The organism is Nitratidesulfovibrio sp. (genome assembly GCF_040373385.1).
Classification (GTDB): domain Bacteria; phylum Desulfobacterota; class Desulfovibrionia; order Desulfovibrionales; family Desulfovibrionaceae; genus Cupidesulfovibrio.
On sequence record NZ_JBDXXH010000009.1, the window covers coordinates 173990 to 196008 of the forward strand.

Consider the following 22019-nt stretch of genomic DNA (forward strand, 5'->3'; position numbering starts at 1 on the left):
CGCTAGATATCCGCCCCGATCTTGTTCATGGCCACCATGCCGCCCTGCACGCTGACCGTATTGGTCATGCCTTCCTTGGCCAGCATGAGCTGGGCGTCGTAGGCGCGCAGGCCGGTGTTGCACACCAGCACCACGGTGCGGTCGGTGGGCACTTCGCCCAGGCGGTCGTGGATCTGTTCTTCGGGGATGTTTTTCCAGTGGTCGGGGTACTTTTCCATGAACGGCACGGCATTGCCCGAAAGGCGGGTGTCGATGAAACACACCGTGTCGTTGGTGTCGCGCTCGTTCCACAGCCGTTCGAACTCTTCGGGGTCGATGACCCTGGCGCGGCCTTCCAGAATGTTTTCGGCCACGTTGCCCACCACGTTCAGGATGTCCATGGCCGAGGCGAACGGCGGCGAGTACACGATTTCGGCGTTGCTGATGTCCTCGATGGTCGGCTTGTCGGCCAGCATGGTGGCCACGGCATTGATGCGCGCGGTCAGCGCGTCGCCCAGGGTGGATACGCCCTGGATGCCCAGCACCCGGCGGGTGGCCTTTTCCACCACCAGTTCCAGCGACATGATGGTTTTTTCGGGGAAGAAGTGCGCGCGGTCGAACTGCTCCACGTGCACGTTGATGGCGTCATAGCCTTCGCGCAGGGCGGTTTCGATGGTCAGGCCCGCGCCGCAGGCCGAGATTTCGAACAGCTTGACCACCCAGCTGCCCACCGCGCCGGGGAAGGTAGCGTTGCCGCCAGCCAGGTTGGTGCCCACCACGCGGCCCTGGCGGTTGGCCATGGACCCCAGCGGGAAGAAGCCGGGCTTGCCGGTGACCAGGTTGGGGATGGTCACGCAGTCGCCGCCGGAATAGATGTCCGGATCGCTGGTCTGCATGCGGTCGTTGACGATGAGCGCGCCGCGCGGGTCGGTATCCAGCCCCGCCGCCTTGGCGATGGCCGTATTGGGCGACACCCCGGCGGCCATGATCACCAGTTCCGCATCTATGGTGCGCTTGTCGGTCACCACGCGGGCCACGGTGCCGTCCTCACCTTCCAGCCGCACCACCTTTTCGCCCGTCAGCACGGTGACGCCGTTCTTTTCCAGGTCGTGGCGCACCATGCGGGTGAGGGTGGAGGACAGAAAGCCCGGCATGAGCCGGTCGGCCAGTTCCACCACGGTGACGCCGATGCCCCACATGTCGGCAAGGGCCACGGCCATTTCAAGGCCGATGAACCCGCCGCCCACGATCACCGCGTTGCTCACCGTGCCCGCGGCCATGGCATTGCGGATCAGTTCGGCTTCTTCCAGGTTGGTGGCGGCGGTAACCCCCCCAAGGTCCAGCCCTTCAACGGGCGGCCTGTTGGCCCGGCTGCCCAGCGCCAGCACCAGCTTGTCATAGGAAAGGGTCTGCTGCTCGCCCGTGCGCAGGTGTTCCACCTGCACGGTCTTGGCCGCGCGGTCGATGGACACGGCGCGGGTTTCGGTCAGCACGTCCACGCCCTTGTTGATGCGGAAGAAGTCGGGGTCGCGCACCACGTTGTAGGGGGTGGCTTGCAGCGCGTCGATGTTGTTGACCTCGCCCGAGACGAAATAGGGAATGCCGCAACCGCCGTAGGAAATGCGCGGCGACTGGTCGATCATGGTGACCCTGGCGTCGGGTTCGAGGCGCTTGAACCGGCAGGCGGCCTTGGGGCCAAGGGCAACGGCCCCGATGACGACGACGTGCTTGGACATGCTGAAACCTCCGTGGGCTGCGCGCGGATGACGGCGCGGGGTGCGGCGCGCGGCATGGGGTCGCGCGTCTGTTCGGGCTTGCGCGGGTGCGCCGGGGCTGGCCGAAGCAGGCGGCAGCGGCGGCGACGCGGTACGGAACGTCCGGAAGAGTCCGGGCCCGCAAGGGGGTGCACTGCCCCAGGCGCGGGCGGTCGTCAAGATGGCTGCGAGGAATCGACCATTTCCGGTGACGCCATGCAGCCAGGGTGACTTCGCAAAGTCGGAACGGCGGCACGAAATACCCCACGTGAGTGGGGTTATTGCCTACCGTCTGGGTATGATTTAGGCGCTTTCGCGTCGCGTGGCAAGGTCTGCGTGTGCTTACTGCACCCGGACGGCAAAGAAAAGTGCGGCAGGGCGGCGGCGGGCGATATTGCAAGGTCTGGGGCGGCGGGGGGCCGCATTGCCCGTGGGGAGTTGGTGAAACGGCAGGGAATCGGGGGGGGGAAAAGGCATGAGGGGCGGTGAACAACAGCGGTTGGCGGGTGCGGTGGCCGGAAAACGGCAAAAGGAAAGGCGTGCCGCTCCGGATATCCGGGAGATTCCGCGCTCTGCGCCGGGATCTCTGCTGCACGCCTGTTAGGGATTATCTTCCGTGTCCCTATTCATTGGGGGCAACTCGCTTTGCCGTTATGGGGGTAAATCTCTGCCAGAACAGTCCTCCGATGGCGTTCTCCGCTTGCTCACCTTAGCCGCGTTCCGTGCGTCGTGCCGTGGCTCGGCCGGGCTCCGTCTGCGGTCGTCGCAGACTGCGAGCGCTCTGTGCACCTGTTGCGGACCTCGCGACGCCCTCGGCGCCGCTGCATACTCCGGCGGGATACCGTCCCACTGGCTAGGACGATGTCTTTCGCCGGTGATTAAACCCTAGCCCCCGGCGTGTCGGCTGTAAAGGGGGTGTGGCGTTGCGGCGGCAATGTTGCAACATGGGCGTGACGCAGCTTCTCGTTACGCAACATGGTGCATCCATTGGTGGAGTTGGATATGCGCATGCGTTCATGTTGCAGTGCTGTCGTGCTGTGTTTGTAATGCGCTGCAAGAAAAGGATATTTTTTTGCAAAAAACATGTGCAATGAGCGCGGGGTGTTGGGTACCGTGTGGTGGTAGTGCCCCGTCACATGGAATTGTGCGCCCGCACGATGCAGGGCCGTGCCGCATGCGGCGCGAGCCACCGTGGGGAGCCCCGCCGCGCACGTGTGGGGTGGGACGGGGCGGCGGCCACGCGGCGCGCCGCCCGTCAGTTCAGCCGGTCCGACTCCATCTCCGGCCATTCGTATCCGGCGGTGGCGTCCTCGTGGTCGGGCGCATTTTCGTGATCGGGGGCATCGTTGTCGGGCGGGCACTGGCTGTCGTCCCCCTCGGCATCGGCATTCCCGTCCTCGCCAGCGCCCTTGCCCGCGCGCTTGCCGCAGGGGCGCAGGTCGCGTTCCCAGTCGATGCGTGCGGCGATGGACGCCACCAGCTCGTCCAGCCCCTGCCGCGTGGCGGCGGACAGGGTGATGGCGTCCGGGTGCACGGCGCGCAGGGTTTCGCGCGTTGCGTCGTCCAGGGTGTCCCACTTGTTCAGTACCAGCAGGCGCGGTACCTCGTGCAGTTCCATGTCGGTAAGGATGGTGTCCACCGCGCCCAACTGGCGGTCCAGTTCGGGGTGGCCCGCGTCGGCCACGTGGATCAGCAGGTCCGCCGCTTCCAGTTCCTCCAGCGTGGCCCGGAAGGCTTCCAGCAGTTCCTTGGGCAGGTTGCGGATGAAGCCCACGGTGTCGGCCAGAATCAGTTCGCGCTCGTGCGGAAAGCGCAGGCGGCGGGTGGTGGGGTCCAGCGTGGCGAACAGCTTGTTTTCGGCCAGCACGGTGCTGTTGGTCAGGGCGTTGAGCAGGGTGGACTTGCCCGCGTTGGTGTAGCCCACCAGCGAGGCCAGCGGCACCCGCTGCTTGGCGCGCCGGGCGCGGGCATAGGCGCGCTGGCGGCGCAGGGTTTCCAACTCGTCCTTGATGCGCCCGATGCGGTCGCGGATGCGGCGGCGGTCGGTTTCCAGTTTGGTTTCGCCGGGGCCGCGCCCGCCTATGCCGCCCATCAGGCGGTCCATGGCGCGGTTTTTTCCCACAAGGCGGGGCTGGGTGTACTTTAGCTGGGCCATTTCCACCTGCAACTTGCCCGCGCGGGTGGTGGCGTGCTGGGCAAAGATGTCCAGGATCAGCTGGGTGCGGTCCAGCACCTTGCGCTCGGTGACGTCTGCCAGGTTGCGCAGTTGGGCCGGTGAAAGTTCGCCGTCGAAGATGATCATGGTGGCGTTGCCTTGCAGGGCCAGCACCTCCAGTTCCGCCAGCTTGCCCTTGCCCAGGATGAACTTTGGGTTCAGCGAGGGTACGCGCTGGATCAGGGTGCCCGCGCAGCGCACCCCGGCGGTGCGGGCCAGTTCGGTCAGCTCGGCCAGATTCAGTTCCTGCAGGGGGCGGGGGGCCGTGGACACGCTGACCAGCACGGCAGCGGGGCCTTCGGCCTCGGACGCCAGGGCGGTGGTATGGGCGATGTGCTCGGCATGGCTGCGCCCCTGCGGCACGGCCCCGGCGGCGATAGCCGTGGTGCCGCGCGCCCGGGCGGGGGCCACCGCGCGCGCGTCGCTGACGGCACGGGCCATTTCCGCTTCCAGCGCCTCCACCTGGGCCACCACGTCGGTATCCACGCGGTCCCAGGGTTGGGCCGGGTGTACCCGGTAGGCCTTGCCGTCTTCTGCCTGCGGGAGCAGATGGGCCTGCTGGAAGGTCAGCGGTTCGCCCCATTCGTTCACGGTCAGCACGCCGAAGCCGTCCAGCCGCAGGAACAGCAGGTCCATCAGGTCTTCCTGCGAAAGCAGGTCTGCCCCGAGGTGGGTGTGCAGCAGGCGCAGACCGCGCAGGCGGCCAGAGCCGGTGCGGGCGCGGGGCAGTTCCGGAATGGTGATGGCGCCGGTGTCGCCCACCAGCACCATGGCCACGCGGCCCTGCCGGTCTATGAGCACGGCCACCTGCCGCCCCACGCTGCGGGACAAGGCGGCCAGTTCGCGGGCCTGTTCGTGCGAGTAGCCCCCCACGGACGGGAAGCGGCGCTGGTACAGGCGGGTCAGGGCCTTGACGTGGCTGGGCTTGAGCCCCTGGGTGTTGCCGAGAACCTTGGCGATGGGAGTGCTCCTGCGCTGGCGGAATGCAATGTGGTGCGCGCGGTCGGCTGACCGGCGCGAAAGAACATCATACGCGGAAGAGGCGGCGCGGGGAAGCGGGGCAGGGAGGTAACGGGCGCTTCCCGCCGGGAGGCGCGCCGTATCGGCCCGACTGCCCGACTGCTGCACTGGCCCCGAGTTGTGCGGACTGGTGCGGACTGGCGGCCCCGGTATGGGATGTGGGGGCGTCATGCAAAACCGGGCGCCCTTGCGGACGCCCGGTCGGCAGTCGAAACGGAGTCCTCGGCCCTATCTTGCCGCTGCGGCCAGATAGTCGGCGATCATGCGGTCGTAGGCCGCCGTGGCGGCAAAGGTGAGCACCGACATCTCGCGCCGGAATTCCAGACCCACGCGCATGGAGTTGCCGCGCATCTCCTCCATGGCCCGCCCGTAGTACGCGGGCGACGGCAACACGAGGATGGAGTGGTAGTTCTTGGCCGCGGCGCGCAGCATGCACGGGCCGCCGATGTCGATTTCCTCCACGGCCTGCTTGAGGTCCAGCCCCTTGGCCGCGGCGGTGGCGAAGTCGTACAGGTTGACGCAGATCAGGTCGAACGGGGCAATGCCCAGTTCACGCAGCGTGGCCACATGTTCCGGATTATCCTTGTCCGCCAGCACGCCGCCGTGGATGTGCGGGTGCAGCGTCTTTACCCGGCCCCCGAGAATTTCGGGAAAGCCGGTCACGCGGCTGACGGGGGTGACCTTCAGCCCCGCCTCATCGAGCATGCGGCGCGTGCCGCCGGTGGAGACGAGTTCCACGCCGTTGCCCGCCAGAAAGGCCGCGAATTCGGCCAGGCCGCTCTTGTCCGTGGCGCTCATGAGCGCCCGTTTGATGGGCAGGAACTCCATGCGTTCTCCTTGTCGCGGAATCTCGTAAACGTTCACTTGCCAGTGCCAGAAGAAGCCCGCCAGCGCAAGGGCGTGAGGCGCGTGCGCCACGTTGCGGGCTGCCGGAACCGTGGGATCGCGGGAGGGGGGGTAACGGAGGGGACGGGAGGACATGGCACGGGGAGGCAACCGCAATGCGCATTGCGGTTGCCCGGCGCAGGAATGAAAACGCGGCGCACGGAGTTCTTCCGTGCGCCGCGTGGTTTGCGCGGATGTGCTGGGAACCGGCGGGGCACGTGCCCCGGAATGCGACGTTATGCCTTCTTCGCCAGCCCCAGCTTGGCCACCACCGCTTCGGCGGCGGCCAGGGTGTAGGCCTCGGGCGACAGGCGCGCCTTGTCTTCCGGGCTGACCACCAGCGCGGGCGCGTTGGCCAGGCTGGGGTCCGGGGTCACGCCGTATTCGGGCGGGAAGCTGTTGGTGAAGTACATGTCCTGAAAGCCCGCAAACTTCAGGCTGTGGGCGGTGGCGTCGAGCACGGCGTGCTCGCCCGGCGACACCAGGCCCAGTTCACGGGCCTTGATCAGCCCGGCCAGGCATTCGCCGCCCTGGGTGCAGGCGATGTGCCCGTGGCGGTTGCCCCGGATCATGGCGTCCATGATCTCCTGCTCGGTCACCTGCACCACGGAGAAGGCGCGTTCGCCCCCTTCAGCAATGAACTTGTCCGCCAGCGCCTTCACGCGCGGGAAGGACACCGGGTTGCCGATCATGGCCGCCTGGGCCACGCTGGGCTGCACGGTGACGGGGGCGTAGTTGCGCTTGGCCGGGTCCGGCTGGCTGTAGTAGCGCCACACCGGGTCGGCATGGTGCGACTGCACGCCGATGACCCGTGGCAGGGCGTCGATGATGCCAAGGCGCAGCAGCTTCAGGAAGCCCGCCATGATGGCCGTGACGTTGCCCGCGTTGCCGATGGGCACGAACACGCACTGGCCCTTCATGTCCCAGCCGTGCCACTGGGCCACCTCGAAGGCGTACGATTCCTGCCCCAGGATGCGCCAGCTGTTCTTGGAATTCAGCAGGGCCACCCGGTAGTTTTCGGCCAGATGCTCGACCACCTTCATGCAGTCGTCGAACACGCCGGGAATTTCCAGCACCGTGGCCCCGCTGCCCAGTGGCTGCGAAAGCTGCTGCGGGGTGACCTTGCCGTGCGGCAGCAGCACCACCGACTTCACCGGCCCGCCCACGTAAGAGGCGTACAGCGCGGCGGCGGCGGAAGTGTCGCCGGTGGAGGCGCACACGGTCAGCACCTCGTCCCAGCCGTGCTTGCGCACCAGCGCCTTCAGGTAGCTGAACGCGCAGGCCATGCCCCGGTCCTTGAACGAGGCGCTGGGGTTCTGGCCGTCGTTCTTGAAGGCGAAGGGAATGCCCACTCCATCGCGCAGCGCGGGGGCCGCCTCGACGATGGGGGTGTTGCCCTCGCCCAGGTACACGATGTCCTCTTCTTCCAGCACCGGGGCCATCAGCTCGTAAAAGCGGAAGATGCCGCGCAGGGCGGTGGTGCGGGTGGCGGCGCGGGCGTCGAACAGGGCGCGCCATTGGGGGCCGGTGCGCAGTGTCGTCAGCTTGTCGAAGGCGAGGTCTTCCAGCAGGTACACCCCGCCGCAACCGGGACAGGTGTACAGCAGTTCGTCGATGCCGCGGCGCTCTCCGCAGCCGAGGCAGACGTACTCCATCCGCGTGCGCGCGGTCGGAAAGTCGTGACCGGGTGCGGAACAGGATGTGGGACAGGACATGGGGGCCGGTCTCCTTGGAATCGTGCAATGCAGCAGTTGTGGCGCCATGCCGTGGCACCGGCGACAGAGCCGGGGCGACGCCGTGAAAACTACTTTTCCGGCGTGGCGCCGGGTTCTCCGTGCGCGGCGCAGCCGCACCCGCAGTGGGCCTGGTCGTCTGCCCGGTCGGTGGACGCGGCGCACGTGGCGTCGTCAGCCGGGCCGCCGGTGGGCGCCGCGTCGTGGTGCTTCTTCTGCCAGGGCTTTTCCTCTCCGCGCGCCAGCCGTCCGATGTTCTCGCGGTGGCTCCAGTACACCAGGGCCATGACCACCAGCGCCAGCGGCAGCAGCTTCCACTTGCCGTACAGCAGCAGGAACACCGGCAGGGCCGTGACCAGGGTCAGCGAGCCCAGCGAGACGAAGCCGGAACGCCAGATGACCAGCAGGCAGGCAATGCCCGCCAGCACCAGTTGCCCGAAGGCCAGCGGAATGAACACGCCCACCGTGGTGGCCACGGCCTTGCCCCCCTTGAAGCCCAGGAAGCAGGAGTGCAGGTGCCCTATCAGCGCGGCCAGCGCCGTCAGGCTGTGGAACAGCGCGGAATCGCTGAACGACAGGGCGATGGCCACGGGCAGCGCGCCCTTCAGCGCATCGCACAGCAGGGTGGCCACGCCCCATTTGGTGCCGCACAGCCGGGCCACGTTGGTGGCGCCCACGTTGCGGCTGCCGCCGGTGCGCGGGTCCACCCCGCAGAAGGTGCGGGCAAACACCAGCCCGAAGGGGATGGAGCCCATGACGTAGGCGATGGCGATCCAAAGCAGGTTACCCATGGTCGTGCCTCCTGCGGGGGGTGACGGGCGGGTGGAATGTCGTTGTGGCGGTCATCGTGACAGAGCGTACGCCGTCCCGTTGGGAACGCGCACTGCGCCCGGCCACAATGCCGTCACTCTTCTTCCGCGTCCAGTATCTGAATTTCGTTGTTCAGCGGGTGGATCTTGCCCACCCGCACCCGGAAGTGCTGGCCGGGGTTCACCTTGTCGCCGAAGGTAGAGCGCCGCCCGCGCAGGAACAGTTGTTCGCGGGGCAGGCTGACGGTGACGAAGGCATCATTTTCTTCGGTGACCACGGCGTGCCACCAGGTCTTGTCGCCCTTCTGGCGAAAATGCAGCAGCTTCCAGTACCGGGGGCGAAAGCGTTGCACCTGCCCGGCAGCGTCCAGCCGGGCGTTCAGCAGGGGCAGCATGGCGTCCAGTTCGTCGCGGGTCCAGCGCCCCTGCCCGGTGGCCAGGGCGTGCAGCACCTGGGTTTCGTTGATCAGGTCCGGGTAGCGGCGCAACGGCGAGGTTATCGGGCTGTACGCGGGCACCCCGATGCCCGCGTGGGGCCGGGCCGAGGTTTCCAGCAGCGACGAGGCCAGGGCCTTGACCACCCGCGCCACCTCGTGCGGGGCGCGCCACACCCCGGCGTATTCGCGGGGAATGCCCACGTCCTGGGTGCGGTGCAGCAGGGCCACGCGGTTCTCCCCGGCCCAGCGGGCCACCCCGGCGTTGGCGAGGATCATCATCTCCGCCACGATGGACTGGCTGCGCGGCGTGGCGGGCTGGTCCGCGATGTCCACGACGGTGGCGGCACCTTCGCCGGACAGGGTCACTTTGGGGTCATCGCGTTCGATGATCACCGCGCCGCGCCCGATGCGGTGCGATTGCAGGGCGCGGGCCAGCCTGTCGGCCACGGCCAGCCTGTCCGCGTGGGGGGCAGCCGCGTTGTCCGGCAGGGGGGCGGGCGTGGCGGCGCTGGCTGCGGGGTCCGGCCCATCGGGGTCGCCCGCCAGCATGGCTGCCAGCAGGTCGTCGTCGGGGTTCGGGGGGGCCTGCGGTGGCGCCACGGCGGCAAGGCAGGCCTCGCAGGCCTCGTAGGTGAGGTTGGCGGCCAGGTTCACCCACGCGCCGCTGGGCACGCAGGATTGCAGTTCGCCGTCGGGGGCCACGTCCATGGCCAGCACCAGCGCGGGCCTGTCCTGCCGGGCCAGCAGGCTGAAGAAGCCGATGCCCAGTTCTTCGGGCAGCATATGGTGGGTGGCTTCCGGCAGGTAGATGCTGGTGGCGCGGCGCAGCACCGCCTTGTCCAGTTCGCTGCCGTAGGGCCAGGCCAGGGCCGGGCAGGCCAGGGCCAGCCACAGGCGAAAGCCCCCGTCACCGCGCGCCTCGATGTGGAAGGCGTCGTCGATGTCGCGGGTGGTGGCGGAATCTATGGAGATGAACGGCATGGCCAGCGGCTGGCTGCGGGCCGATTCCACGGCCCCGCACAGGGCGTCTATGTCGTCCCAGTGGTTGGCTGCCCAGGCGTTGCCGGGGTCGTACCCCGCGCGGTCCATCCAGAAATTGTGGTGCTCCGGCACGAGGCCCCAGGTTTTGGCCAGGTGCAGGGCCAGGTGCGGGTCGTCGGGCAGGCCCTTGGTCACCTGTTTCCAGAGCGCCTCGGTGTCGTGGTCGTCCGGGTCGGCCAGGCGGGTCATGACCAACTCGGCCAACTGTTCGGCGATGTCCGGGGCGGGGCGTTCCGGCGAGGTTTCCGGCGGCAGGGTGCGGCGGCGCGAGTGCACGTCCCACAGGACGCGCACGAATTCGTGCCCGGCGGCCACCAGGGCTTCGCGCTGGCTGGCGGCTTCCTGCTCGGCCATGCGGGTGTCCACCTTTTCGGCGGTGTACACCTCGAAGTCGGGCGGCTGGAACTTGAAGTGGGTCTTGCAGGCCAGCATGGCGCGGCCAAGGGCAGCCAGGTCGTCCACTTCCGGCGTTTCCCACAGCAGTTCCGCGAACCATTCCAGCGAGGCGCGGTCCACCTCGCCCTGGGCAAGGCTCCACAACTCCAGCGGGTCGAGCGCGGTTTCGCGGTCGTCGCGGCGCTGGCGGTGCAGTTCCAGCAGGTCGATGATCTGCTGGCGGCCGTATTCGCCGGAGTAGACCGGGCCGGACCAGGGCAGCAGGCGGTTGGTGGTGAGCTTGGTTTCGCGGCGGTTGGCGAGCAGCAGGCGCAGCTTGCCTGCCTGTTCTTCGAGCACCCAGGCCGTTATGGGGCGGTTGCCCTGCATGAATTCAACGATGCACCCCGGGCCGGGGTAGCGCACGATGCCGGATGGTGCCGCCATGTTTCCCGCTTGGTTTGTTTCAGTGAGAGGCTGAAGGCGCGTTGACGGTTGCGGTGTGACACCGATGGTTCAGCGCGGTGCGTCCTGTCAGCGCGGGTACGCTGCGGGCGGAATCCGCGCTCTGCGGTCGTCATCCGTAAGATTCGCGCAAGCGCTCATCTAACGGCTGTCGCCTTTTGCCGCCAGACGGCGTTGAATCAAGGTTTTTGATGCTCACGTACAAGAGTACAGCGTTGCTTTCGCCATCCGTAAGGCTCGCGCGTTGCGCTCGCCTAACGGCTGCCGATCTGCGCTCAAAAACCTTGATTCGCCTTGTCTGGCGGGCAAAACTCGTAATTCCTTGCATCGCCCCCGCACCAGCCACCCGCAGCGGAAGACCGCTGCGGGGTATAAGGAAGAAAGGCAATTGCAGGACAAGGAGTTGTCTTGGTTTTGCCTGCGTCAGGTGTGGCGCACGGGAGGGCGTGTTTGCAACGTGGAGATTTCGTTCGCTGGCGAGGAAAACGAGCCTGACATGACGGAGTATACTCTTTTCGTATTCGACGGAGTGGCAGGCGCAGTTTGACGAAGCCAGCGGGCGAAAGAACACGTTGCGGGCACGCCCTAGTGCTTGAACGATCGCTGCCCCGTGAAAACCATGGCCACCTGCGGGCTGGCCTCGTTCACGGCCATGATCACTTCGTGGTCGCGCATGGAGCCGCCGGGCTGGGCGATGGCGGCAACGCCCTGTGCCAGGGCCACGTCCACGCCGTCGCGGAAGGGGAAGAACCCGTCGGAGACCAGCACGGTGCCGGGCAGGCCGCCGCGTTCGTCCTTGGTGCGGCGTTCGATGGCGGCCAGCGAGTCGGCCAGGGCCGGATCGGCGGCGGCCTTCTGCTTCAGGTCGTACAGCGAGCAGTTGTGCGCGGCGAAGGCCAGCGAGTCTGCGTACTTGGTGTAGGCCTTGTGGATGGCCAGTTCCACGCAGCCCACGCGGTCCTGTTCGCCGGTGCCGATGGCCACGGTGGCACCGTGGCGGGCAAAGATCACCGAGTTGGACGTGACGCCCGACTCCACGGCCCAGGCAAACAGCAGGTCGTCGGCCTCCTGCTTGGAGGGGGCGCGGGCGGTGACGGTAACGCCGTCCTTGCTGGTGGCTTCGGCGGGCAGAAAGTCGGCCACGGTGCGGATGCGGTTGCGGAACGAATGCTGGATGACCATGCCGCCGTCGGTCAGGCTCTTGATGTCCAGGAACGGCGCATCGGCGAAGTTTTCGAGGCGGGCCAGGCCGGGCATGCGCAGGATGCGCAGATTCTTGCGGGTTTGCAGCAGCTCCAGCACGCCGGGTTCGAAGTCGGGTGCGGCCACCACCTCGAAGTAGTTGGCGGCGATGAGCTCGCCGGCGGCGCGGCAAAGCGGGCGGTTGACCACCACGGCCCCGCCGAAGGCGGCGATTCTGTCGCACTGGTAGGCCTTGTCCAGCGCGTCGGCCACGCCATCATTGGACCAGGCGGCCCCGCACGGGTTGTTGTGCTTCAGGATCACGGCGGCGGGGCGCGCGGCCAGGTACTGAAGGATATTAACCCCGTTGTCCACGTCGGTCAGGTTGGTCTTGCCGGGGTGCTTGCCTGCCTGGACCATGTGTTCTTCGGCGATGGCCGAGACAAGGCCCTGTCCGGCGGCGCGAAAGGCCACGCCGCCAAGGGTCAGGCCGCCTTCGGCCAGTTCGTACAGGGCGGCGGGCTGGTCGGGGTTTTCGCCGTAGCGCAGGCCCTTGCGTTCACCGTCGATGGTCCAGGTGCGCTTGCGGTAGGTCAGGGTGGTGTCGCCCAGCGTCAGGGTAAGGGAATCCGGAAACGGATCGTCCTGAAGGGTGCGGTACATGTCCTTGAGGCTGGCGGGCTTCGGCGAAGTCATGACGGGCTCCGGCAAGGGCGGCGCGGGTCCGGCAACGCAACGGGCATCCGGCGCGCAAGGGGGCCGGGTGCGGCGTGCCGGGTACGGCGGGCCTGCGCCCGGCGGCGAGGCCGGGCGGAAAGGGCGTTATCGGGGGCGGAAACGGCGCGGCATGCGCAACGCCCCGCCACGGGGCGGGGCGCGGTCGCCTTCCGGGCTGCGACAGCGGGAATGCTAGCACAGCCCGCAAGGGCGGGCAATTTCCATTTGAACCGGCATCCGGATTGGCGTAGCCTGCGGGGCACGGCGCGGCCAGTGCAATCGCACGGGCGCTTTCGCGTTCCGGCCGCCCCCAACCACCCCGCATGAAGGAGCGATGACCCCATGGAGCGCATGCTGCAAAAGCTGGCACAGCAACTGAACGCCTACGACGAGGCGTCGCTGATGTCGCTGTGGGACCGCTACGCCACCGTGGTGGACCGCTTCGAACCCACCAAACGGTGGGAAGAGGCGGCGCTGGTGCTCAGCCTGATCCAGGCGGTGCGCTGGAAGAACCAGCTCTTCAACCACCATTGGGCCGCCGCGGCCCGGCCCGAGGGCGAACCCGTGGGGGTGCCCCCGCGCATGGCCTTCAACCTCGAACCCGTAGCCGAAAAGGACGATCCTGCCCTAGACGGCGGGCCAGCGGACGGGGACGGCGTCCAGAAGCGGCGCAAGGTGCTCAGCTTCCGGCCGCGAGAGGGCGACTAGCCCGTTGAGTATGTAATAGTAGTAGCGCACGCTTTCCACGAATGCCACGGCCTCGTAGCCACGACAGTACCCGTACCGGGTGCGGACGTGGTAGCGGGGCCGCGCCAGTTTGGGAAAGGTGTCCTTCAGTTCGCGCCAGGTGCGGCCCGAGCCGCCAAGGTCCTGGTTCAGCCGGATGGCGTCGCGCAGGTGCCCCGGCCCCTGGTTGAAGGCGGCCAGGGTGAAGAACCAGCGGTCCCACGGTTGCAGGTTCAGGTCGTCCAGGCTGTCCCACAGCATGCGCAGGTAGCGCGCCCCACCCCGGATGGACTGGCTGGGGTTCATGCGGTTGACCTTCAGCAGCAGCGCGGTGTTCTGGGTAAGCTGCATGATGCCGCGTACCCCGGTCTTGCTGCGGGCGGACGCATTGAAGCGCGACTCCTGAAAGATCACGGCGGACAGCAGCAGCGGGTCGATGTTGCTCTGGACGGCGGCGCGGCTGATGGCGGGGGCGTGGTTGGGCAGCTTTTCGGTCACCACGGTCATCAGGTCCATCAGGTCGAAAATGTCCGCATATCCGGAGGACCCGGCATATTCGCCGTCGTCGGATACGCCCAGCGATTCGGGCAGAAAGCCGAAGTAGCGCTCGGTCAGGTCGTCCAGCAGGGTATCCGCCGGGGCGGTGTGCTCGCGCCAGAATTCTGCCAGCCGAGGGGCCAGGGTGGCGTCGTCGCCGCGCCAGTACCAGTGATAGGACAGGGCCTTGCCCATGGTCCGGCCCGCCGTGGGTTCGGCCATGAAGGGCTGCCACAGTCGCCACGAATCGCCGTCCACCATGGCATGGGAGGGGGCGGCGGGTGCGGCGTCCACGGCAGCATCGTCGGGCTGCACGCCGGATCGGGCGCCGGACAGGAGGGACGGGCCGCCGGAGGGCGGCAGCAGCCCCTGCACGGGTGGCATGGCCGCACCGGCGGGAAGATCGGCGGATGTTTCCCAGGTGGTCAGCAAAAGGGCGGAGCGCAGCCCGTCGCCGGGCTGGCCGTCGCGCGGAGAACCGGCGGCGTCGGTATCGCGCAGCACGGCGTTCACGGGCGCGGGCTGGTCCTGTTCCGACCAGCGGACCAGCACCGGGCGGGCGTGGTCGTAGGCCGGTCCCGCCATCAGATCGGTGAGCGGGGTGGGGTCCGTGCCGGTGGCCAGGCGGGTCAGCAGCGCGGTCAGCGAGACGCCGGGCGCGGCGTCCGCGTCGGCTGGCGAGCCGGACGCGTCGAACGCGGCGGGGCCGGAGATGCCCCCGTCGTCGTCTCCGTTCCCATCGGGCGCGGAGCCGAAGCCCACGGCCACGTCGGCGTAGCCGTCGGCCACCAGGCGCAGGGCCTCGTCACGGTTGTCTGCCTTTACCCAGCGCAGCTCGTAGCCGTAGCGGGTGCAGAAGGCGGACAGCAGTTCCTGTTCGAAGCCGGGGCCGTAGGGCGAAAGGCGTGTCAGCACCCGTTCGCGGGCAGGGGCGGCCACGCGCAGCACGTCGGAGTCGCGCGGCGCGGGCAGCAGGATGAGCAGCAGCAGGAACGCCTGGGCAATGGCAAGGCCGAACAGCGCAAAGCGTTCCCTGGTGGTGAATATGTGATCGTGCATGCGGTACGGTAGGCCGACGGGTGGAGAGCAGCGAGGCGGAGTAGAGGGATGGCCGGATGCGCGGGCGGCCTGTGTGGTCGGTGGGGGCGGAAGGGGCGTTCGCCTGTGGCGGGCCGTGCTTCCGTGCGCGGGGGGTGGCCGTCGGGCCGTGGGTTGTGCGGCGTGGCGCGGAGCGGCGCATTTGCGCCATTTTTCCGGTGGGGCATGGCCCCGCCGAAGGCTCCGGCGTGTCCGCGTGCGGACGTTTTTTTGCCGCCGATGCCGGATCGGCAGCAGTTCCGTTGACTTCCAAGAAGTCACGGGATAAGACATGATGCCTTTTCTGCGCGCCTTCGGCAAGAGCCGGAGCCGCAGGGTGGCACTCAATGTCACAAGGAGTGGGAAATGTCAAACGTGGTCGTGATGGGCGCCCAGTGGGGCGATGAGGGCAAGGGCAAGATCGTCGATCTGCTGACCCGCAAGTGCGACGTGATCGTGCGCTTCCAGGGCGGCAACAACGCCGGGCACACCGTGCTGGTGGGCGACAAGCAGTACATCCTGCACCTCATTCCTTCGGGCATCCTGCACCCGGGCAAGAAATGTCTCATCGGCAACGGCGTGGTGCTGGACCCCGCGGTGTTCTGCCGCGAGGTGGAAACCCTGCGCGACAAGGACGTGGACGTTTCTCCGGCGCGGCTGATGATCAGCCGCAAGGCCCACGTGATCATGCCCTACCACAAGGCGCTGGACGTGGCCCGCGAATGCCACAAGTCCAACGAATCCAAGATCGGCACCACGGGCCGGGGCATCGGCCCCTGTTACGAGGACAAGATGTCGCGCATCGGCATCCGCGCCGCCGACCTTGCCATGCCCGAACTTTTGCGCGCCAAGATCGAGGCCGCGCTGCTGGAAAAGAACGCCCTGCTGGCCGGCCTGTACGGCGGCGAAGCCATGACCGTGGACGCGGTGTTCGATGAAGTCATGGCCGTGGCCCCGCGCGTGGTGCCCCACCTGGCCGATGTCACCGCCGAGATCGAAGCGGCCTGGGCGGCAGGGCAGCACGTGATGTTCGAGGGCGCCCAGGGCACCCATCTGGACATCGACCACGGCACCTACCCGTTCGTCACCTCGTCCAACACGGTGTCGGGCAACGCGTCGGCGGGCAGCGGCATCGCGCCCACCAAGCTCGAGCGCATCGTGGCCATCGTCAAGGCGTACACCACCCGCGTGGGCGCCGGCCCCTTCCCCACCGAGCAGTTGAACGAGGCGGGCGACTACCTGCAGCAGAAGGGGCACGAATTCGGTGCCACCACCGGCCGCAAGCGCCGCTGCGGCTGGCTGGACGCGGTGGTGCTGCGCGAGGCCGTGCGCCTGAACGGCCCCACCGACATCGCCCTGACCAAGCTGGACGTGCTGTCGGGCCTGAAGGAACTGCAAATCTGCACCGCCTACGAATACCAGGGCGGCACCATCACCGTGGCCCCGCAGGAGCAGAACGGCATGGCCCACGTCACCCCGGTGTACGAGACCATGCCCGGCTGGGATGACGACATCACCGGCTGCACCACCTGGGAAAGCCTGCCCGCGCCCACCCGCGCCTACATCGCCCGCATCGAGGAACTGACCGGCGTGCGCGTGAGCCTGGTGTCCGTGGGGCCGGAACGCGACCAGACCATCAGCCGGGGCTGGTAGCCCCCGGTTCGGAATATCCACTCGGAAGGGGCGGCGCGGGCCGCCCCTTTTGCGTGGCGGATGCGCACCCGCGCGTGGCCGGGGCGACAACGGGCATGGACGGCCCCCTGCGCCTTCGGGTAGCATGGCCCGGCAGTTCGGAACACGCATCACCCCAGTATCGGAAGTACCATGGCCAACAACACGTCCCCCTCCAGTGGTGCCCCCAAGCGCGGCCGCGCCGCTGCCACCGCAACGGACGCCCCGCCCGCGCCGCAAGACCCGCGCGAGGCCGTGGCCCCGCTGCTGGCCCCCCGGCATCAACGCACCGTGGGCCACCTGCACGCGCTGGCCGCATCGCCGCCGCAGGTGGTGCTGGCCGAAGGGGGCACCGCACCGGAGCGCATGGCCCTGGCCCTGTACTGGGCGGCGCTGCTGAACTGCGAGGCGCCGGACGATGCCTCACCCGGCGGGCGTCCCTGCCTGTCCTGCCCGTCGTGCACGCGCATGGCCGGGGGCGGCCATCGCGACCTCATCGTGCTGGACGGCAACAAGCCCAGCGCCGAGGAAGGTTCCTTTTCCATAGAGAACGTGCGCGCGCTGCGCGGCCTTTTGGGCGAACCCCCGCGCGAGGGCCGCAGGCGCGTGGTGGTGCTGGTGGACGCCCACACCCGCGTGGAGGCGGCCAACGGCCTGCTGAAATCGCTGGAGGAACCCCGCCCCACCACCTGTTTCGTGCTGCTGGCCCCCCAGCGCGAGCGGCTGCTGCCCACTCTGGTGTCGCGCAGTTTCGTGCTCACGCTGGCCTGGCCCACTGATGCCACCCCGCCGCCCCCTGCGGTGCGCGACTGGCTGGATGCGCTGGTGGAATTCATCCAGACCGGTGGCGGCTGGATGGAACGGACATCCCGCAAGGGTGATCTGGATGCCCCGCTTGCCGCCGCCGTGGTGCTGCACTGCCAGCGTGCCCTGGCCGACGTGCTGGCCGGGCGTGCCGCCGACCCTCTGGGCCGCCTTCTGGCAGAGCGCATGGACCTGGCCCGGCTGCGCCGCTGCGACGAGGCCCTGGCCGCCGCGCAGGAGGCCCTGTCCCTGAATCCCAGCCCGGTGAACCCGGCCCTGGTCATGGACTGGCTGGCCACCCGGATGTTCCTGGGCGTCCGGTAGGGGCACCGCCGGGGCTGCCTTCCGCGCGGCCTCCATCGCCTTCCATTCTCCGCATCCGGAGTTTTCTGCCTGCCCCTCGGCATGTAGCCCGTCGAGCGCGAGCGCTCGGCCTCCCTCGGTCTGTACCTGCCCTGTCCGGCAGGGAAAACCCCCACGGGAAATGCGGGCAACAATCTGTAACATAATGTCTTTATTCTCTGATTTCCGTGCGCGTCGGGTCGTGCGGCATTGCGCAGCCCCTGCCGAGCGTGTAGCATCCGGTCGACACACCGACATATGACGCGCCGGGGAGGCCGCATGAACATGACCGCAGAAGCGCCGCATACGGTGCTGATCATCGAGGACAGCAACGTACAGTCCAAGATCATCCGCAAGCAGATTCAGGCGCTTACCCAGTTCGACACGCTCATTGCCCACAGCATGCAGGAAGCAGAGACCCTGCTGCGCGACAATGGCCAGCAGATTTTCATTGCCGTCATCGACCTGAACCTGCCCGATGCCCCCGACGGCGAGGCCGTGGACCTGTGCCTGGCCTGGAAGGTGCCGTCCATCGTGCTGACCGCCACCTTCAACGACGATATCCGCCGGCGGTTCATCGAGCGGCGCGTGGTGGACTACTTCTTCAAGGGCTCCATCCAGGACATGGACCCCATGGTGGCCAGCCTGGAGCGGGTGTTCAAGAACCAGTTCATCACCGCGCTGGTGGTGGACGATTCGCGCACCCAGCGCGCCCAGATCAAAAAATTGCTGGAAGTGCAGCGTTTTCGTGTGCTGGAGGCCGGGGATGGCGTGGAAGCGCTGGCCGTGTTCGAGCAGAACCCGCATACCCGCCTGGTGATTACCGACTACCAGATGCCCAACATGGATGGCATAGAACTGGTGCGCGAGTTGCGCGGTCGCCACAAGATGGATCGCGTGGCCATCATCGGGGTGTCTTCGGTGGGGTCCGGCCCGCTCACCGCCCAATTCCTCAAGAACGGCTCCAACGACTTTCTCACCAAACCCTTCGAGGTCGAGGAGTTCTACTGGCGCGTCAACCACAACATGGACGTGTTGGACATGATCTGCGACCTCAAGTCGTGCATGGAGACGCTGGAAACGCGCTGAGGCGTTGGCCCCGTCTGCCCGGTCTGCGTGTGAATACGGGCGCGGGGCGCATCGGTCGGCAGTCCATTGGGGCAGGGAGGATGTCATGGCGCCGCAGGACGCGTACCCGCCGTCGGGCCTTTCATCGGTCATGGACCCTCGCCGCGTGGTGGCCATGCATGGTGGGCCTGCGCATCCCGCAGACCACGTTGCTCCCGCCGTTTCCGCAGGCCCTGGCGCACGCGCGGGCCGCGCCGGACATCCGGGCCGTGCCCCGGTGCTGTACTGGATGCACCGCGAGCACCGCGCCCGCGACAACTGGGCGCTGCTGCACGCCCACGCGGAGGCCGCTCGGCTGGGCGCGCCGCTGGCCGTGGTGTGGTGCCTGGCAAACGGCTTTCTGGGCGCCACCATCCGCCAGTTCGGTTTTCTGCTGCGCGGGATGCAGGAAACCGCGCGCCATCTGGCGGCTGCGGGCATCCCCCTGGTGGTGCTGCGCGGCAACCCGCCGGAAGAAGTGGTGGGCTATGCCCGCTCGGTGCATGCCGCGCTGGTGGTCACGGACTTCGACGTGCTGCGGATGAAGCGGGCCTGGCTGGCCTCTGCCGCGCGGGGGCTGGCCGGATTCTGCCCCCTGCACGAGGTGGATGGCCGCAACGTGGTGCCCTGCCGGGTAGCCTCGCCCAAACGCGAATACGCGGCCCGCACCCTGCGCCCGAAAATCCACCGTCTGCTGCCGGAATTCCTGACGTCCATCCCCCCGCTGCCATCCGTGTCTTCCGGGCCGGTGCCCCCATGGTCGCTGCCTGTCCCCGACGTGGACTGGGCGTCCCTGCGCGACGGCCTTTCGGTGGACCGCACCGTGGCCGAGGTGGGGCCGCTGCCGGGCATTCCGGACATCGCGTCCGGAGAGGACGCAGCCCGCGCCGCACTGGACGACTTTGTCCGCACCCGCCTGCATCGCTACCATTTGCGCAATGACCCCAACGCGGGCGGCGTGTCCGGTCTGTCGCCGTACCTGCACTTCGGCATGCTGTCCGCCCAGCGGGCCGCGCTGGTGGCCCAGGCCAGCCCGGATGGTGTGGCCGCGCCGGACGACTGCCGGGCCTCGTTTCTGGAAGAACTGATCGTGCGGCGCGAACTGGCCGACAATTTCTGCCTGCACGCGCAGGACTACGACGCCACCACCTGCTTTCCCGACTGGGCGCGGAACACCCTGGACAAGCACCGCAGCGACCCGCGCCCGGCCCTGTACGACGAGGCCCAACTGGTCGCCGCGCGCACGGCGGACCCGCTGTGGAACGCGGCCCAGACCGAAATGGTGGTCACCGGGCGCATGCACGGCTACCTGCGCATGTACTGGGCCAAGCAGATACTGCTGTGGTCGCCCACGCCCGAAGATGCCGTGCGCGCCGCCGTGGCCCTGAACGACCGCTATTTTCTGGATGGCCGCGATAGCAACGGCTACACCGGCATCGCCTGGTCCATGGGAGGGGTACATGATCGTCCGTGGGGCGAGCGGCCCGTGCAGGGCACCATTCGCTCCATGACCTACAACGGGGCGCGCTCCAAGTTCGACGTGGGCGCGTACATCCGGCGCATGCAGGCGCTGCGCGGCGGGGCAGGGGAGCAGGGCACGCTGTTCTGAGAAGAGGGAGGGGAAAGGGGTTTTTCGCGGCCAGTGTTGCCGGATGCCCCCGGCGATCGGGGATGGCAGGCTGAAACGACCGGGGCGCACCATAGGGTGCGCCCCGGTCGTTTTTCATGCGGCGGATGACCGCCGTGCGCCTGCCCTGTTCCGCAGGTTCTACCCGGCTGGCGGGGCCGGCGTGCGCAGCGGCGATTCGAAAACCGTGAAGGGAATGGTGGCGCGCATGCCGTCCAGAAAGGCGCGCATCTCCCGTTCCTGATGGGGCGAGAACACGATCTTGAGCACCGCGTCGGCGCCCGTGCCGGAGGTATTGCGGGCGGGGGCGGTCACCGTGGTTTCCGTAACCTCGGCACCACGTTCAGTGGCCCCGTCATGAGGTGCGGCAACCGGACCGTCCGGACCGGCCGGGCCGCTCGGGACGCCGTCCGTGCCTCCGCCGACCCCACGGTCAAGCACGGTCATGTAGCCCAGGTTGTCCTGTGCCTCCAGCAGAAAGCGGAACATGGCGATGTGCCGGGGCGCGATGCGTGCGTACAGTCGCGCGGAAGCACGCGGCGGCGGCAGCGGCGGGGAAGGCTTGCGGGGGCGTTTTCGGGCCACGGGGTCTCCTGCGGGGGCGGTGGTGGCGGTCATGCAAGACATGCGGGGCATGAGGAGCATGGGCCGGTACGGGGGGAGGTGCCCCGACGTGGCCGCCGTGTCAAGGTGAATGGAGGGGACACAGGGGCGTTGCGAGGGTGGACTGTCGGAGCGGTCGGACGACTGTGCGAGAACTGTCTGGATGTCTGGACGCTTCATGTCCGTATGCCATGGGAAACAGGAAAAATCATGAAGATAACTGTTAATATTCAATAGGTTATTGTGTGGCATCGCCGCGGGACCATGTTTTGCAAGAAATAGGTAACGCACTGGCTCCATCCGTATGACGGGGGGACGGGTGTCTACCGGCCGGACATCCGCCAGCGCGCATTCCCTATTTTCAAGGAGCATATCATGCCCAAGATGACCCCCAGTGAAGCAATGGCTGAAGTTCTTGTGCAGGAAGGCGTTACGCATGTTAGCGGTATCCTCGGGTCGGCCTTCATGGACCTGCTGGACCTGTTTCCGGCGGCGGGCATCGATTTCATTTCGGTGCGTCACGAACAGACCGCCGGGCATATGGAAGACGCATTCACCCGCATGACCGGAAGGGCCGGCGTGGTCATTGGCCAGAACGGCCCTGGCATCACCAACTATGTCACGGCGGTGGCCACGGCCAACATGGCGCACACGCCCATGGTCGTCCTGTCCCCCAGCGCGGGCAGCATCTCGGTGGGCTGGGACGGCTTTCAGGAGTGTGACACCTGGAATCTGTTTAAGCCCATCACCAAGGCCTCGCTACGCGTGCCGCACCCCAAGCGCGCCGCCGACATCCTGCGCACCGCCTTCCGCATCGCCTATGCCGAACGCGGCCCGGTGCTGGTGGATATCCCGCGCGACTTCTTCTACGGCGAACTGGACGAGGACATCCTGGCCCCGTCGCAGTACCGCG

Annotated in this window: 15 protein-coding genes; 6 read left to right on the forward strand and 9 right to left on the reverse strand. The window is 67.8% G+C overall.

Translation table 11 applies throughout. From position 1 onward, the window contains the following. Positions 1–2: 2 nt before the first annotated feature. The 7 genes from ABWO17_RS14640 to ABWO17_RS14670 form a co-directional block, all read right to left on the reverse strand. On the reverse strand, positions 3–1715 hold the full coding sequence (locus ABWO17_RS14640; protein ID WP_353119792.1) for an FAD-dependent oxidoreductase: 1713 nt from the start codon (positions 1713–1715) through the stop codon (positions 3–5). A gap of 1273 nt (positions 1716–2988) precedes the next feature. Beyond that, complete coding sequence (gene hflX, locus ABWO17_RS14645) at positions 2989–5139, reverse strand: GTPase HflX (RefSeq protein ID WP_353119794.1); 2151 nt, start codon at positions 5137–5139, stop codon at positions 2989–2991. 57 nt (positions 5140–5196) lie between these two features. Continuing rightward, a complete protein-coding gene (locus tag ABWO17_RS14650; protein ID WP_353119796.1) occupies positions 5197–5796 on the reverse strand; it encodes an IMP cyclohydrolase in 600 nt (199 codons plus the stop codon). 293 nt (positions 5797–6089) lie between these two features. Further along, entirely contained in the window at positions 6090–7568 is a 1479-nt protein-coding gene (gene thrC, locus ABWO17_RS14655) for a threonine synthase (protein ID WP_353119798.1), read from the reverse strand. Positions 7569–7657: 89 nt separating this feature from the next. Beyond that, a complete protein-coding gene (plsY, locus tag ABWO17_RS14660; protein WP_353119800.1) occupies positions 7658–8377 on the reverse strand; it encodes a glycerol-3-phosphate 1-O-acyltransferase PlsY in 720 nt (239 codons plus the stop codon). 113 nt (positions 8378–8490) lie between these two features. Continuing rightward, complete coding sequence (locus tag ABWO17_RS14665; RefSeq protein WP_353119802.1) at positions 8491–10695, reverse strand: ribonuclease catalytic domain-containing protein; 2205 nt, start codon at positions 10693–10695, stop codon at positions 8491–8493. A 603-nt stretch (positions 10696–11298) separates the two neighbouring features. Then, positions 11299–12591, reverse strand: a complete 1293-nt coding sequence (locus ABWO17_RS14670) for an IMP cyclohydrolase (protein ID WP_353119804.1) — start codon at positions 12589–12591, stop codon at positions 11299–11301. 363 nt (positions 12592–12954) lie between these two features. On the opposite strand from ABWO17_RS14670, the gene ABWO17_RS14675 reads away from it, so the two are divergent. Further along, positions 12955–13320: a hypothetical protein gene (locus tag ABWO17_RS14675; protein ID WP_353119806.1), complete on the forward strand. Its 366-nt coding sequence runs from the start codon at positions 12955–12957 to the stop codon at positions 13318–13320. Here the strand turns inward: ABWO17_RS14675 and ABWO17_RS14680 are convergent. Further along, positions 13240–14934 (reverse strand): transglycosylase SLT domain-containing protein, encoded by a 1695-nt coding sequence (locus ABWO17_RS14680; protein ID WP_353119808.1) that lies wholly within the window; start codon positions 14932–14934, stop codon positions 13240–13242. The genes ABWO17_RS14675 and ABWO17_RS14680 overlap by 81 nt on opposite strands. 384 nt (positions 14935–15318) lie before the next feature. Between ABWO17_RS14680 and ABWO17_RS14685 the strand changes: the two genes are divergently transcribed. From ABWO17_RS14685 to ABWO17_RS14700, 4 genes are all read left to right on the forward strand, one after another. Beyond that, positions 15319–16605, forward strand: a complete 1287-nt coding sequence (locus tag ABWO17_RS14685) for an adenylosuccinate synthase (RefSeq protein WP_353119810.1) — start codon at positions 15319–15321, stop codon at positions 16603–16605. Positions 16606–16776: 171 nt separating this feature from the next. Then, positions 16777–17751 (forward strand): DNA polymerase III delta subunit-related protein, encoded by a 975-nt coding sequence (locus tag ABWO17_RS14690; RefSeq protein WP_353119812.1) that lies wholly within the window; start codon positions 16777–16779, stop codon positions 17749–17751. Positions 17752–18048: 297 nt separating this feature from the next. After that, the gene (locus ABWO17_RS14695; protein ID WP_353119814.1) at positions 18049–18858 is read left to right on the forward strand and encodes a response regulator; all 810 of its coding nucleotides are present in this window, start codon (positions 18049–18051) and stop codon (positions 18856–18858) included. A gap of 85 nt (positions 18859–18943) precedes the next feature. Further along, positions 18944–20485 carry a deoxyribodipyrimidine photo-lyase gene (locus tag ABWO17_RS14700; protein WP_353119816.1) on the forward strand — a complete coding sequence of 514 codons (1542 nt, stop codon included), beginning with the start codon at positions 18944–18946 and terminating at the stop codon, positions 20483–20485. A 159-nt stretch (positions 20486–20644) separates the two neighbouring features. Here ABWO17_RS14700 and ABWO17_RS14705 read toward each other — a convergent pair whose 3' ends face one another. Further along, positions 20645–21088 (reverse strand): DUF4911 domain-containing protein, encoded by a 444-nt coding sequence (locus ABWO17_RS14705; protein WP_353119818.1) that lies wholly within the window; start codon positions 21086–21088, stop codon positions 20645–20647. 393 nt (positions 21089–21481) lie between these two features. Between ABWO17_RS14705 and ABWO17_RS14710 the strand changes: the two genes are divergently transcribed. Further along, positions 21482–22019, forward strand: a 538-nt coding sequence (locus ABWO17_RS14710) for a thiamine pyrophosphate-binding protein (protein ID WP_353119820.1), incomplete at its 3' end; no start/stop codon positions are given.